Source organism: Chryseobacterium formosense (assembly GCF_900116415.1).
In the GTDB taxonomy this organism is placed as follows: domain Bacteria; phylum Bacteroidota; class Bacteroidia; order Flavobacteriales; family Weeksellaceae; genus Chryseobacterium; species Chryseobacterium formosense.
Map to the genome: position 1 here is coordinate 501,794 of NZ_FPAP01000001.1, position 15,318 is coordinate 517,111.

Consider the following 15,318-nt stretch of genomic DNA (forward strand, 5'->3'; position numbering starts at 1 on the left):
CACTCATGAAACTGCTGAGTTCAAATACAAAAAATTTTGAAGCTGTTCTTAAAAAATATTTTTCCTTTAAGAATGAAACGGCTTCGCTGGAACCTTTGGCGGAGTTTTTTGAGGCTATAAAAAAGACAGATTTCAAAGAAGTTCTTAATTTTTTCAGCACACATCAGAATTTTTCAGAGAATTTCAGACACTATATCTACAATGTTTTTCAGGGAAGACCTTTCAATCTTTCTTTAACGGAAGCCAATATTCTTTCCGAAAATGCCTTCTTTCCTGAGCTTAAAAAAAGAATCTTAAATAAAGTTTTGCCGCCCGTAGAAAACGAAAATACGGTTTGGTATCTAATCGACAACGTCAGTTTAAGCCCGAAAAAAGACCTTGAATATCTTCATAATCTTCCCGAAGAAGAAGTGAATGATTTGATGAGGATTTTAGGAATTTCGGATTTTATTCTGAAACCGAATGTGAAAAGCGAACTGATATTTTCAATGAACATCCTTTCATGGCGCGTTACCGGAATGGCTCTTGAAGTTGATGTCGTAAGAATGGCTCCCGAATACAGAAATTTCGACAATCCTTTTCTGGCTTTACAAAACGAACTGGAAGCTTTGGCTGAAGATTTTAAAGTTAACCCTGAAATTCAGCTTAACTCTAAAGACAGCCGCTACAAGCAGATTAAAATTTATGCGGAACAATGTCAGGATTTTGTAAATATTGCTTTTAAAAATTCATCAAAATATGGTATTTCAGGGAAAATTAATCAGTCTCTTCTGAAAATCCGCCAACAGACACAAAGAATTTCTGAAATCATCAATCTTTTGATCATTGATCAGACTAATGATATTATTGTAAAGTCTAAACAGTTGATATTTAATATTCTGAGTTATAAATCTCATAAAAACAATATTTCTGATCTTATCAATGACAGTACACGATTAATTTCTCATTTAATTACAAACCATACCGCAGAAACCGGAAGTCATTATATTACTTCAAACCGTAAACAGTACATGAAGATGTTCTATAAAGCAAGCGGTGGCGGAATTATTGTCGGTGCATTGTGTATTTTGAAAATGTTGTATGGTTTTATGCCCGGAAGCGACTTTTTTCACGCGTTTTTGTACTCGATTAATTATGCGATGGGATTTGTAATGATTTATCTGATGGGATTTACACTCGCAACAAAACAGCCTGCAATGACGGCTGCAACAATGACCAAAGTTTTATCTGAACAGGAAAATATTAAAAATAATTATACCGAATTTGCCGATCTGGTATCAAAATTATTTCGAAGTCAGTTTATTGCTTTCGTGGGTAACGTACTTCTTTCCTTTCCGATTGCGATGCTGATTATGTACGGCCTTGATGTTTTCTTTTCACAGAATTTAGCGGTTGAAAAATCAGACAAGTTACTGAAAGATCTCGATCCCTTTAAATCTAAAGCGATTCTTCATGCCTGTATTGCAGGATTTTATCTTTTTATTTCAGGAATTATTTCAGGAAATATTGGCAATAACTCTGTATTTTATCAGATTCCGGATAGAATCGCAAAAAATCTTCCTATAAAAAGGCTGTTTGGATCTCGTTTTGCAAAAAATCTTTCAAAATATTATGCTAAAAACTGGGCCGGAATTATTTCTAATTTCTGGTTTGGTGTTTTTCTTGGAGCTACTGCGCCTGTTGGTTTATTTTTCGGTTTAGATTTGGACATTCGGCACATTACTTTTGCTGCCGGAAATTTTGCAATTGGTCTTTATGGAAAAGATTTTGTCGTTGATTCATCTGTTTTCTGGACTGCTTTTTTTACTGTATTCTTGATAGGATTCTTCAACTTTTTGGTGAGCTTCAGCTTGTCGATGTTTTTGGCATTCCGTTCGAGAAAGATGAACTTTGGTGAAGTAAGAGAGATTTACAGAGAGATTTTCAGATATTTTTTAAGAAATCCAATGAAGTTTTTCTTTCCGCTACGATCCAGTTTTGATCTGAAATCGAGCACGCTGGTTCAGAATTCAATTCCTACAAAATCTGAAGATCACTAAATTTTTCTTCACCAAATTTCTCCTGAAATTTTTTTAGATAAAAGCTTTTTCGCATTTTAAAATCGTTTTTAAGCAAGGGTGAATTGATTCTGATCTGAATAATTTTATCATCCAGATTTACACTCACAACCTCCTGAAAAAGGCTTTCATCAAGATAATCTTCCAGAAAATCTTTAATTTCAAAAGCAATCAGCTTATCTTCAAAACCATATATTCTGGCAAAAGATTTTACCAGTTCTGAAGATTGAAATTCTCGTTTTTTGTTTCTTTTCATTGGAGATACGGGTTTCGTGATTTGTTGATCCGAGTTTTTTATTAGTTAAGAGTTTTACAATTTATTTTCGTTCCAGTTTTCTTTAACCCATTTTTTATAATTATTAATTTTTCCACCTAAAAAATCGTATTGCTGTTTTAATATTTCAAATTCTGCTGAAAATTCAGGGTATAAAATTATTATTTTTTCTAAATGATTAATTGTTTCATCGTTACTTGCGTGGCTGAAAACAAGAAATCTGTAATATTCATTTTTATAAACCGAACGCCCATAACCCTCAACAATGTTAGTAATAACTGAATCCGAAGACCTTCTTAGCTGGCTTCCCAATTCGTATAATTCATATTTGGGAAGGAGAAAAGAAGCTTTATGAACTTTTGGAAACAATTCAAAAGCAATTTTGTAAATATCTAAATTTCGATAACTCATTTTATTTGTGTTTTAATTAAATTATTAAGTCAGAAGTATCAAAATATGGTTTTGCAAACCCATAACTACTAATTCCAATCCTGAATCTCGAAACTCGCATCTGGTATCAGACTTCAAAAATAACACTTTCCTCATTAATTCTTTTCACCACATTTTCCGTACGTTCTCTATGCGTATCTGTAATAAAAATCTGCCCGAAATTTTCCTGATTCACCAGTTCTATCAATTGAGAAACTCGTGAATCATCCAATTTATCGAAAATGTCATCTAAAAGAAGAATAGGGGTTTTACCGGTTAATTCTTTTATAAGGCTCATTTGAGCAAGCTTTAATGAAATTAAAAACGATTTTTGCTGCCCCTGCGAACCAATTTTTTTAATGAGAACAGCATCCATTTCAAAAAGAAGATCATCTTTGTGAATTCCTTTCGAAGTGTAAGTGAGCATTCGATCTCTTTCCAGGCTTTCAGACAAAAGGTTTTCGAAAGAATCAGTAAGCAAATGTGATTCATAAATTACCGAAACACTTTCTTTACCACCAGAAATGATCTGATAAAAATTCTGAACAATAGGGTTCAGTTTTGCAACAAATTCCTGTCTTTTTTCAAAGATTTTAGTTCCGGATTTGGTGATCGGATCATCATAAATTTCTAAAGAATCTTTGTCCCAAACTCTGTTTTTGGCAAAATATTTCAATAAAGCATTGCGCTGCTGAATCGTTTTCTGATATTGTATTAAATCAAATAGATAGGAAGAATCTGTCTGCGAAATCATCGAATCTAAAAACTTTCTGCGACTTTCACCCGAATCCGAAATCAGGTTAGAATCGTATGGAGAAATCATCACACTCGGTAAATAGCCTATGTGATCCGCCATTCTATCGTAGCTTTTATCGTTTTTCTTTATCGTTTTTTTAGATTCTTTGGGTTGAAGAATTTTAATAATATCTTCGGAATCTTCATTTTGAACTTCAGCTTCTATGGTAAAAAAATCTTCATCTTGCAGGATATTGTTCACATCACTATTGCCGAGAAAACTTTTCCCGACAGAAAGATAGTGCAGGGCATCCAGAATATTGGTTTTTCCGACGCCGTTGTTTCCCACAAAACAGTTGATTTGCGGTGAAAATTCAAACCTTTTTTCTGAATGATTTTTGAAATTGTATAAAGAAAGCTTCTTAATAATCATTTGTCAAAAATACTTCATTATTAGTGAAAATAAAAAAGGTAATGCCGAACAGGATTCCACCCAAAAAGAAAAGTAAGAATCTTTGTTTGAATTTTCAGAAAAATAGATCAATATAAAGGTTAAGATTGAGGTTAAGAAAAAGCTCAACGCAAATTCATATTTTAAGTAAAAAACAGATAAAATACATGCCATAAACACCAGTAAATAAGCAAGATATTTTGTGTTTTGCACCCCGATTATTTTAGGGAAAGTTTCTACGGTGTCATTTTTCATATCGCGAATATCGAAAGGTAAAACTAGAGCCGTGATAAACAGAAAGCTGATGAGAAAAATGGGTGAATCAAACTCAGGTAAAGTAAGCCAACAATTCATTAAAGCCCAGACCAAACCTACATAAAATACTTTCAGCAATGGTATTTTCCGGATATAAGTTTCGAGGAAAAAGCTGTTGTAAAGAAGACCTAACACAACAATGATGAACCATTTTAAAAGACGTATTTCATTATGATTAAAGATGATCAAAGCTGCCGAAATAAGTCCTGCAAAGAAATTCAGAATCAGGATTTTATAAAAATGCTTCGTTTTTTGGTATTTGGTATAAAGATAACCGCTGAAATAGGTGATGAATAAAAGCAATACAGTCGGAAAACGGAATGTGTTTTGCTCAAGCATGAAAAATACTGCGAAAAGAGTTCCCATTAAGGATACGTAAACTTGGCTGTCTATGACAGATTTTTTCAGTACTTTTAAACAATTCATTTATCAAAAATAACACTTATGCAAAGATTTTCCAAGGTTTTGTTCCTGATCCTTATTTCACTGAGTTTTTCAAATGTTTCTGCCCAGAATAATTATGATGCTCAATGGAAAAAAATAGAAGAGAATTCCAGAAAGGGATCGTATAAATCTAATCTTCCTGTTGTTTTAGAAATTCAAAAACAAGCTATGAAAGAAAATAATGGGGTGCAACTGATCCGTTCACTAAGAGCCGAGTTCAGTCTAATCAATCAGACAACAGATGACGAAAAAAATGATACTGTATCAAAGTTTTTTGCAAAACTAACTTCGACAGGAAAAGAGCTGAAAAATGATGATCAGCTGATGTATAAAGCTTTACTCTCGGGTTTTCTGATGGATTATTATAATGAAAATTCCTGGAAAATCAATGCAAGAACCAACATCAATTCGCAGGATCTCACTCAGATTGAAACATGGAGTAAGCTCGATTTTAAAAACTATTTAAACCAAAATTTTAAAGATCTTGATCAGCAAAGCCAGGCAATGAAAAAAGTTTCTCTTGCGAAGTATCGAGACATCTTTTTGAATACAGAAAACATCAGTTATTTCCCGACATTATTCGATTGGTATTCTCTTAAAAAAGTGAATTTCCTCTCAGATAATGGTCTTTTTACAAAGAATGAGCTTAACGAAAACAGAAAAACAATTGATGCGATTTTTGATGAACTGATTGCTCAGAATACCGGAAATTCAAAGCTTTATTTTATGCATCAGAAGGTGGTGGAAAACTGTATTTTCAGCTCTTGCAAAGACAAATTAGCACAGCTTCAGAATCTGATGAAAACAAATGTAGAGGGAGATTACAAAGTTCTGATCGCTGAAGAGATGATGAATGAATTGGTTTTAAAAAGTAAAGAAAAAGAAGCCATTCAGATCGGAAATTCCATTAAAAACCAATATCCGAAATCTGTTTTTATCAATAATGTTAAAAATAAAGAAAATCAGATCACCAATCCTTCTCTGAATATTAAATATGAAGAGCAGGCACAACCCAATTTACCGATTCATCTCGTTGCTGAATTTAAAAACGTAAATGAATTTTCGATGAACATCTATGAAGTTAAAGATAACTTTTTAGCGTTCATGCAATATTCAAAAAATCATTACAATAATTCTTTTTCTAAGGTTAAAAAGACGTTGATACGAAAAGATGTTTTTCAGCTGAATGATCCGAAAGATTATCAGGTTCATAAAACGTCATTGGAGCTAAAGTCACTTCCTTCGGGAATTTATGTTGCAGAATACCAGGTTTCGGGTATGAAAAATGAAGAACAGAATTTTTATTTTTTAGTTTCGAATCATAAAATTATCTATCACAGCAAAAGTGGTAATCAGCTTTTAAATGAACTAAAACTGGTTAATTCTGAAAACGGAAAACCTGTTTTAAATGAGAATCTTACTTTTTACGAGTTCGTCCAAAATAAAACTTTGAATAAAGTTGAAGGAAAAACCAATGATAAAGGAATTTTTAAATTTCCGGCGACAGAAAGTAAAGAATATTACAGAACGATCTTAATTCAACAGCCAAAAACACATGATTTTCAGATGATGCAGTTGTATGGCTACAATAATCTTGAAGAATACAATCCGAATAAACAAACACAGAACAAGGCTCAGATTTTCATAGACAGAGCAATTTACAGACCCGGACAAATTGTGTACTTCAAGGTTATCAATACAAGGATTGAGAAAGAAACAGAAGCTGTGTTGTCTGGTTTAAAGCAAAATATCACTTTAAAAGATGCCAATAATCAGGAAGTTTCTGTTCAGAGTTTTACAACAAACGAGTTTGGTTCTTATCACGGAAGCTTTATTTTGCCCAAAGGAAAACTGAACGGAAATTTTACACTTTCAACAGACGGAAATTCTAACGGATATAAATATTTTCAGGTAGAAGAATACAAAAGACCAAAATTTGAAGTGACTTTTGAACCGGTAAAAGATGAGTATAAATATGGGCAAACCATCGAACTGAAAGGAAAAGCCATGATGTTTTCGGGAGTTGCTTTGAGTAATACTAACGTTAATTATGAGATCCGAAAGCAAAATATTCGCTGGAGATATTTTCCTTGGTATCCTCAAAATGATAATAATGAAAATTCAATTCTTGGCGAGGCAAAAACCAATGATAAAGGAGAGTTTGTTATAAAATTAGATCTTAAAAAAGATGAAAAATTAGAAGGAATTCAGATTGATAATTATCAGATCAACGCTTCGGTGACCGACATCAACGGTGAAACGCAGATTGCAAATACAAATTTGAAGGTGGCTTCGGTATCCCATTACATTAAAGCAGATGAAGCAAAAAATGTTTTTGCGGATGAAAATGTAAAATTAAAGGTAGAAACTAAAAATTATAACGAGCAAAATTTAAAAAAATCATATCAGGTTAAATTATCAAAACTGGAAGCTCCACAGAGAATTTTCAGAAGTAATTTTGAATTTCAAGTTCAGAATCTGCCGAAGTTTTCGAAAGAAGAATTTAGTGCTAAATTCCCTCATGATCTTTATGACGAAAATGACCAGCAAGAAAATTGGAAAGCGTTATCTGTCATTCTGAATGGAGAGAAACGAAATGAAGAATCTCTGGATTTAGGAAAATTAGAATCCGGTGATTATAAATTGGAATTGTATAATATCGAAGGAAAAGACACAATAAAAGCCGTACAGAATTTCAGTGTATGGGACAAAAAAGCTTTAAAAAACAATCAGAAAACTTTTCTTTCTGTTTTGAGTTCTAAAGATGAAGTTATGAGAGGTGAAAAAACAAAAATCTACGCGTATTCATCAGTTCCGAATGCTTTGGTAAATGTTTTTGTGCAAAACGGTTTAGGAAAAACAATTTCTGAAACTCATCAGCTTAAAAATGGAGTTTTAGAATATGAAATTGAAATTCCGAAAGATAAAGAAGTAAATAGTCTGAATCTTCAGTTTCAACTTGTAGCGTTTAATGATGTTCAGACGGAAACAGTCAATCTGAAAATAAAAAATTCTGAACAGCCTTTAAAAATTGTAACCATTACTTTCAGAGACAAAATAGAACCGAATTCGAAAGAGAAATGGGCAGTGAAAATTTTAGGAAACGAAAAAGAAAAAATCAATGCCGAAGTATTGGCAAATATGTATGATATGTCGCTGGATCAGTTTTCTGTAAACAATTTCAACTGGCAAAACTTGTACAGACCTTATTCAGTGGTAAATTCGTATGATATTACTCAAAATTTGGAGGCAACATATCTTAGTGTAGATTTTAATTATTTAGAACAAAAATATGTAGAAGTTCCTCAATTTAACTGGTTTGATGGATACAATTATGAGAATATAATACAAGGAAGAGCCTATGGAGTAGTTGCAGAGAAAGGAATAAAATCCGCAGCTTATTCTCCCCCTCCTTCTCCTACAATGAAATTGGAGCGTGTTGTGATGAACGATGCAGCTATTGATATTTTATCATCCGGAAGACAATTATCAGAAGAGGAAAAGAAACAATATGCTGATGTGTATTACGATGGGACAGATGGAGACGGTGTGTTAGACAAAGATGATGAACCTCTAAATAAAATCAAAGTTCGTCAAAACCTCAACGAAACCGCATTTTTTTATCCTGATTTAAAAACAGATTCCGAAGGAAATGTAAATTTTGAATTCACTTCACCTGAAGCCTTAACAAAATGGAAACTGATGTTTTTGACTCATACAAAAGATGCAAGAGCAGCAACTTTGGAAAAAGAAGTCGTAACGCAGAAAGAATTTTCGGTTACGCCAAATTATCCTAGATTTTTAAGAGAAGGTGATGAACTGAACTTACAGTCAAAATTATCAAATCTTACCAATAAGAAACTGAATGGCTCTGCTCAATTACAGATTTTAGATGCCTTTACCAACGAAGATATTTCAGAGAAATTTGGATTGAGTACATTAACTGCCGTTTCCGGTTACAATAAAGAACAGGCTTTCTCTGTTGATGAGAACGGAAATTCTGTTTTAACATGGAGGTTGAAAGTTCCGAATAACATTTCATCTATTATTGTAAAAGTCGTGGCAAAAGCAGGTCAATATTCAGACGGCGAGCAAAAAGCAGTTGCGGTTCTCCCAAATAGAATGTTGGTAACCGAAGCAGTTCCTGTTTTTGTAAAAGAAGGCGAAACCAAAACTTTTGAACTTGAAAATCTTAAAAATTCCACTTCGACAACAATTTCCAACGTTTCAAATACTTTGGAATTAACGACGAATCCGATTTGGGAAATTATGTTTGCATTGCCAAGTCTGAAAAATGATCAGAATAATTCTGCCGATGTCATTTTTAATAAGTGGTTTGCCGATGTTCTTGCTTCGGAAATTTTTAAAGCGAATCCGAAAATGAAAACCGTTTTTGAACAATATCAAAACGCAGGATTATTAAATTCCAATCTTGAAAAAAATCAGGAATTGAAACAGCTTTTACTGGAAGAAACACCGTGGGTTCTGGAAAGTACAAATGAAAATGAACAGATGCAGAAATTAGCTTTATTGTTTGATGCGAATACCATGAAAAATTCGATCAATCAGGACTGGAGCGATTTCAGTAAACTTCAAAATCCTGACGGAGGGTTTTCGTGGTATCAAGGTTACCCAAGTTCATATTCGACATCGTTGTATATTCTTAAAAATTTAGGAAAGATCAATTTCTGGTTGAAAGATAATGTGAAAGATTATCAAAGTTCAGAACAGAAAGAATTGGTGAAAAATCTGATAGGATATGTCGATAATGAAATTAATAAATATGTTGATTCTAAAGAAAGAAATATCTGGACAAATTGGTCTTTAGATTACTTGGATACCAGAAATTATTGGGAAAAAGAATATCCGCTAAAAGGTAAAGGAGCAACTTTGAAATCTCTTGTGAAGCAAAAAGCGAAATCTGCAAAACTTACCGATTTTACATTCTTCGGATTGCATCGTGCAGCTTTATTGATGAACGATTATGGTTTGAAAGAGGTTTCAGATAAACTTATGAATTATCTAAAAGAAACTTCGGTAGATTCAAAAACTCAGGGTGTTTACTGGAAACAGAATCTTGATGATTGGGGCTGGTTCAGTTCAAAAGTGGTGAATCATGCAGGAGCTTTGGAAGCTTTCAATAAGTTGAAACCAAACGACCAAAAATTCATTGAAGACATGAAGATTTGGTTGATTACACAAAAAGAAGTGAATTCCTGGGGAAGCTCAAGAGGAACTTCAGAAGTAATTTTCACAATTTTAAACTCCGGCAAATCCTGGACAAATCCTGAAAGTGATAAAGCAACCATTGTTTGGGGCGGAAAAGAATTGCAATCGCAAACCCAGGCAACAGGTTATGTGAAATCTGCTGTTAAAACTGATGTTTTAGATAGAAAATTAGCCACCGTTACCATAACAAAACCAGGTGCAGGAATTGTTCAGGGCGGTTTATTCTGGCAATATTATGAAGATCTGGATAAAATAAAATCTTCTGAGAATTATCTTTCAGTTAATAAGGAACTGTACAAAAAAGTAAAAACGGTAAATGGTGAAGAGTTGAAACCGATTACCAAAGAAATGCCATTAAAAATAGGTGATAAAGTAACGGTAAGAATGATTCTCAACACCGATCGTGCTATGGAATTTATTCATATCAAAGATATGAGAGCAGCCGGATTTGAGCCGCTTGATGCGATTTCGGGTTATCAGTGGAAAAATTCTTTAGGATATTATCAGTCTACAAAAGATGCTTCGACGAATTTTTACATTCAATATATGCCAAAAGGGAAATATGTGTTTGAATATGATCTGATCTGTAATGCTTCAGGAAGCTTTTCAAATGGCTTAACGACGATCCAAAATTATTATGCACCGCAAATGAATGCACACACAAAAGGAACCAATGTAATGATTTCGGAATAATGAATCTATCAATAGACGAAAGCTGTAGTCATATTACTGTTTGTTTCATTTTTCAGCTGGAGATTTTACTGCATTTTAACGATCAAATATGATGTTAAAAATTAAACAGCTGTTTAGTTTGGAATGGTTTTTGATTTTATGGAATTTATAAAATTTAAATAGTATAATTATGAAATTTTCAAAAGCTATTTTGGCGGTTTTTATGATGATTATGGGAGCTCATGTTTTTGCCCAGAAGAAAACAGAGAAATTTGAAAAGCTTCAGATTGATATGTTTCCGAAGGCTAAAGAAGGATTTAAGCAGGTTTATATTCAGCTTCCGGTTGCAAAAAACGAGAATGACCTTAAAGTAGAATTTTTCGTAGGTACAGAAAAAATGCTTGACTGTAATAAGCATTTTCTGATCGGAAAAGTAAATACTCTGGATCTTCAGGGATGGGGCTACAATTATTACGAAGTAGAATCAAAAGGGGAAACAGGCGGAACTTTGATGGCTTGTCCGGATCAGAAACTTACCAAGAAATTTGTTTCTCTTCAGCCGGAAACGGTGAGGTATAACAGCAAATTGCCACTGGTTTTCTACATTCCTAAAGATATGGAAGTCCGTTACCGAATTCTTCGTCCGGATGCGATGAAAAAAGCGGTTCAGAAATAAACAGTAAAACTTATTCATACAAACTCTTTGCAAATATGCAGAGAGTTTTTTTATGAACCTATGTCAAAATAAGAAGTTTTTAAATTTGATAATTCACCTTTTCAAATGTTAAAAAAATATTTAAATCAAACAAAAAAACTGATATATTTGTTTTTATACAATTTGATAAACTATGGAAAACGTTTTTGATGCTAAAGATGCTCAGAATTACATCAATAGAATAAATAATCTGGTAGAAGAAACTCATGGTTTGTGGGGAAGGATGACGGTAGATCAGATGTTGGCGCACTGCTGTGTGTCTTATGAAATGGTTTACGAACCTGAAAGACACAAAAAACCCGGTGCTATTGCCAAATTTATTTTAAAAACTTTCGTAAAGCCAAAAGTGGTTGGCGAAAAAGCATACCCTCATGATTCTCCTACAGCACCTCAGTTTTTAATCAAAGAAAGAAGAAATTTCGAAGAAGAAAAAAAGAGATTGATTGGTTATATTCAAAAAACGCAGCAACTTGGTGCAGAAGCTTTCGACGGAAAAGAGTCTTTCTCTTTCGGAAAACTGAATTCTCAGCAATGGAACAATATGTTTGCTAAACATTTAAATCATCATTTAAGCCAGTTCGGAGTTTAAAAAATTAGCATTAATAAATTAATAGAAATGGGCTTTAGCCTGTTTGCAAAAAAACATAAATTCTTTTTGGCTTTAGCCTAACTTATTAAAGATTTAAGCATGAAAAAACTTTTATTATTTCTCATTTTCGCAGCCAATTTCGGCTTTGCTCAGATGCCGAACATTGAAACAGTGTGGAAAAACAACAGCAAGCCTTACATTGGAACAATCGGAAGCAAAGGTGAGGAGATCAGACTGAAAATCAATATTTCGGAACAGAACAAAAAAAATGATCAGGAATATTTTGTGGCTGGATATTCTTTGGTAGATACCAATTACACAAAGTTTGAAGGAAAACTGACGATTACAAAATACAAAGATTCCAAGAAAAAGGGAGTGGTGTACGGAACGTATGAATTGGCAGAAGAAGCGAAAGGAAAACATTCAGGTATGTTTACCGGGAAGTTCGTTTATACTTTTAAATGGGATAAAACTTCAGAAAAGATTAATAGTCAGGAGATCGAGCTGATTGGTGACTGGAAAAGCTATGATAAAACCTTAGATTTTAAAACCCGTTTAAAAAACCAATAATTATGTTAAGAAATATATTGGCAGTAGTTGCCGGAATTATTACCGGATCGATCTGCATCTGGCTGATTGAAACACTGAATCATATTTTATATCCTTTCCCGGAAGGAATAAAACCGAATGATATGGAAGGTTTTAAAAGCTATGTTGAAAATTTACCTTTTCTGGGGAAATTTATGGTGATTGTAGGTTACGCTGTAGGAGCAGTGGTTTCAGGTTTTGTATCAACAAAAATCGCTAGAAACGGAAAACTTACATCGGCAGCAATTTGTGGAATTATTTTCATGATTTTCACAATTTATAATATGACCGTTTTGCCAACGCCTGTTTGGTTTTGGGTTCTCGGGATTGTAGTTTGGGGACTTGTTTTCCTGGGCGGTAAATTGGCTTTAAATAAAAAATAATTTCTTTCACAGATTTTGAAAATTATACTGATTTATTTTGATTTTTTAAATCTGCAAAATCTGTGTGAGTTCAAAAATAAAACATAAAAAAAAGTATGAAGTTAGGCGTATTTTCACTGAGCTTAAGTGTGAAAGATCTTGCAAAATCTAAAGAGTTTTACGAAAAACTGGGCTTTTCATCGATGGGTGGAAGTATGGAGAATAATTATCTCATCATGAAAAACGGAAGCACATTAATTGGGCTTTTTCAGGCGATGTTCGATGGCAATATGCTGACTTTCAATCCGGGGTGGGATGAAAATGCCCAAAATCTTGATGAGTTTGATGATGTAAGAGCAATTCAGCAGCATCTTAAAAATCATCAGGTGGAAATTGATAAGGAAGCCGACGAAACCACTTCCGGTCCGGAACACATCTTCCTGAAAGATCCCGACGGAAATATGATTCTTATCGATCAGCATCGTTAATCCCAGTTTTGTGTTCCGAGTTTTACAGCTCAAACCTCAAATCACGTATTTCAAATCAAACTAAATTATATATTATGGCAACAGTAAATGTCTACCTTACATTCAACGGAAACTGTAGGGATGCTTTCGATTTTTACAAATCAGTTTTTGGCGGAGAATATCCTTACATCGGAACTTTTGGTGAGATGCCACCGCAGGAAGGTATGGAAATGTCTGAAGCAGACAAAAACAAAATTATGCACGTTACCCTTCCTATTTCAAAAGAAACTCTTCTAATGGGAAGCGATACAGGCGGAGAATGGGCTTCAAGTCTGACGGTGGGAAATAATTTTTCGGTTTCCATTAATGCAGATTCAAAAGAAGAAGCAGATAAACTTTTCAACGGACTTTCTGAAGGCGGAAATGTTACAATGCCTTTGGCAGATACATTCTGGGGAGCTTACTTCGGAATGTTCACGGATAAATTCGGAATCAACTGGATGGTAAATTATGACGACCCTGCAAAAATGCAGCAACATCCTTAATATTCATTCTTTTCTGAATGTAATTGATCATTATAAATAACCGACAGAGTATTTTGTCGGTTTTAATTGTACAATATATTTGCTTAATATTTTAAACTTTGCTGAGCGAAGCGCCTTTGCGGACGGAAAATATTTTCAAAAATTATAAAAAACTTTGCGCTCTTAGCGTTAAAAATATCATTAAAAAACAAACAAAATGAAATTTACAATTGATGAAATTAAAAAAGCACACCAAAAAGTAAAAAGCGGTGCAGATTTTCCAAAATACATTCAGGAAATAAAAGATCTTGGCGTTTCTCATTACACCGCTCTTGTGGCGAATGGAAATACAAAATATTTTGATGCTGAAGAAAATTTTGCCGAAACAGGAAGTAAATATGAGAATTTAATTATTTCTGAAAATTTAAATCCTGAACAGTTTAAATTCAGATTAAAACTCCACCAACAAGGAGGAACAGATTATCCTACTTTCTGTAAAGATTGCGCAGAGAACGGAGTAGAAGGCTGGAAGATGGATTTAAATGAAATGACCTGTACTTATTTTGATAAAAACGGAAATGATATTTTAGTGGAAACAGTTCCTTCATAAAAAACAGAGATAACAAACAGTTTGTTATTATAGATTTTTATTATTAATTTTGTATTTATTGATAGTTTGTATAAATTAATAACAAGATTTATGAAGTTTCTGAAGAAGTTGGCTGTTTCAGTTTTTTGTTTAGGAAGTATTTTTTCTTTTGCTCAGGAAAATGATCTTGGCGCTTGGTATATGTATTTCGGGAATAATAAGATCAGCAAAAAGCTGAATTTCCATAATGAGATCCAGTACAGAAATTTTGATGCGATCGGAGATTTAGAACAATTATTAATCCGTACCGGAATCGGGTATGATCTTACAGAAAATAACAATAATATTTTGTTGGGATATGGTTTTATCCTGAGCCGGCCTTATATCAATGGTGAAAAGTCGGAAAATATTGAACACCGTATTTTTCAGCAGTATATTACGAAGCAAAAGTTTGGGAGATTCAATCTGCAGCATCGTTATCGTTTGGAAGAACGTTTTTTACAGAACGATTTCAGGATGAGATTCCGTTATCTATTAGGATTTAATATTCCGATCAATAATAAAGAAATGTTGCCGAAAACTTTTTATGCCTCGGTTTATAATGAGATTTTCCTTCACTTAGACAGTCCGGTTTTTGATAGAAACCGTGTGTATGGAGCTTTAGGATTTGTCATTAATAAAAACATGAGAGTTGAAGCGGGTTACATGAATCAGCTTCAGGAAAATAAAAACCGCGGACAAATACAAATCGGTTTTTACAACAATATTCCTTTTACAAAAAATTAAAGTAAAATACCCTCAGATTCGGTCTTTAAAAACAGAATCTAAAAGTTTTAAACTCAAAAAAAACAAAACTTTTTTAATAACTAAATAATCAC

General features: G+C 33.3%; 14 protein-coding genes. 10 read left to right on the forward strand and 4 right to left on the reverse strand.

From position 1 onward, the window contains the following. Positions 1-5 precede the first annotated feature (5 nt). The gene (locus BM371_RS02325; protein ID WP_034675348.1) at positions 6-2,039 is read left to right on the forward strand and encodes a recombinase; all 2,034 of its coding nucleotides are present in this window, start codon (positions 6-8) and stop codon (positions 2,037-2,039) included. On the opposite strand, the gene BM371_RS02330 is transcribed toward BM371_RS02325, so the two are convergent. From BM371_RS02330 to BM371_RS02345, 4 genes are all read right to left on the reverse strand, one after another. Beyond that, entirely contained in the window at positions 2,017-2,313 is a 297-nt protein-coding gene (locus tag BM371_RS02330) for a hypothetical protein (protein WP_034675351.1), read from the reverse strand. The genes BM371_RS02325 and BM371_RS02330 overlap by 23 nt on opposite strands. Positions 2,314-2,367: 54 nt before the next feature. Next, on the reverse strand, positions 2,368-2,742 hold the full coding sequence (locus tag BM371_RS02335) for a four helix bundle protein (protein ID WP_034675354.1): 375 nt from the start codon (positions 2,740-2,742) through the stop codon (positions 2,368-2,370). 106 nt (positions 2,743-2,848) lie between these two features. Continuing rightward, complete coding sequence (gene recF, locus BM371_RS02340) at positions 2,849-3,928, reverse strand: DNA replication/repair protein RecF (RefSeq protein WP_034675357.1); 1,080 nt, start codon at positions 3,926-3,928, stop codon at positions 2,849-2,851. 3 nt (positions 3,929-3,931) lie between these two features. After that, positions 3,932-4,687 (reverse strand): UbiA prenyltransferase family protein, encoded by a 756-nt coding sequence (locus BM371_RS02345; RefSeq protein ID WP_034675360.1) that lies wholly within the window; start codon positions 4,685-4,687, stop codon positions 3,932-3,934. A gap of 18 nt (positions 4,688-4,705) precedes the next feature. Between BM371_RS02345 and BM371_RS02350 the strand changes: the two genes are divergently transcribed. The 9 genes from BM371_RS02350 to BM371_RS02390 all read left to right on the forward strand — a co-directional run bounded on the left by BM371_RS02350 (position 4,706) and on the right by BM371_RS02390 (position 15,226). After that, a complete protein-coding gene (locus BM371_RS02350; RefSeq protein WP_034675363.1) occupies positions 4,706-10,627 on the forward strand; it encodes an alpha-2-macroglobulin family protein in 5,922 nt (1,973 codons plus the stop codon). A 169-nt stretch (positions 10,628-10,796) separates the two neighbouring features. Then, the gene (locus BM371_RS02355) at positions 10,797-11,282 is read left to right on the forward strand and encodes an ecotin (protein ID WP_051882737.1); all 486 of its coding nucleotides are present in this window, start codon (positions 10,797-10,799) and stop codon (positions 11,280-11,282) included. 172 nt (positions 11,283-11,454) lie between these two features. Further along, positions 11,455-11,910, forward strand: a complete 456-nt coding sequence (locus BM371_RS02360; protein WP_034675366.1) for a DUF1569 domain-containing protein — start codon at positions 11,455-11,457, stop codon at positions 11,908-11,910. A gap of 99 nt (positions 11,911-12,009) precedes the next feature. Then, positions 12,010-12,480 carry a hypothetical protein gene (locus tag BM371_RS02365; protein ID WP_034675369.1) on the forward strand — a complete coding sequence of 157 codons (471 nt, stop codon included), beginning with the start codon at positions 12,010-12,012 and terminating at the stop codon, positions 12,478-12,480. A 2-nt stretch (positions 12,481-12,482) separates the two neighbouring features. Then, complete coding sequence (locus BM371_RS02370) at positions 12,483-12,881, forward strand: hypothetical protein (RefSeq protein ID WP_034675372.1); 399 nt, start codon at positions 12,483-12,485, stop codon at positions 12,879-12,881. A 95-nt stretch (positions 12,882-12,976) separates the two neighbouring features. After that, a complete protein-coding gene (locus BM371_RS02375) occupies positions 12,977-13,348 on the forward strand; it encodes a VOC family protein (RefSeq protein ID WP_034675374.1) in 372 nt (123 codons plus the stop codon). A gap of 74 nt (positions 13,349-13,422) precedes the next feature. Then, complete coding sequence (locus tag BM371_RS02380) at positions 13,423-13,872, forward strand: VOC family protein (protein WP_034675377.1); 450 nt, start codon at positions 13,423-13,425, stop codon at positions 13,870-13,872. Between the two features lie 196 nt (positions 13,873-14,068). Next, complete coding sequence (locus BM371_RS02385) at positions 14,069-14,461, forward strand: DUF1398 domain-containing protein (protein WP_034675380.1); 393 nt, start codon at positions 14,069-14,071, stop codon at positions 14,459-14,461. 90 nt (positions 14,462-14,551) lie between these two features. Next, positions 14,552-15,226, forward strand: a complete 675-nt coding sequence (locus tag BM371_RS02390) for a DUF2490 domain-containing protein (RefSeq protein WP_081874538.1) — start codon at positions 14,552-14,554, stop codon at positions 15,224-15,226. Positions 15,227-15,318: the final 92 nt, after the last annotated feature.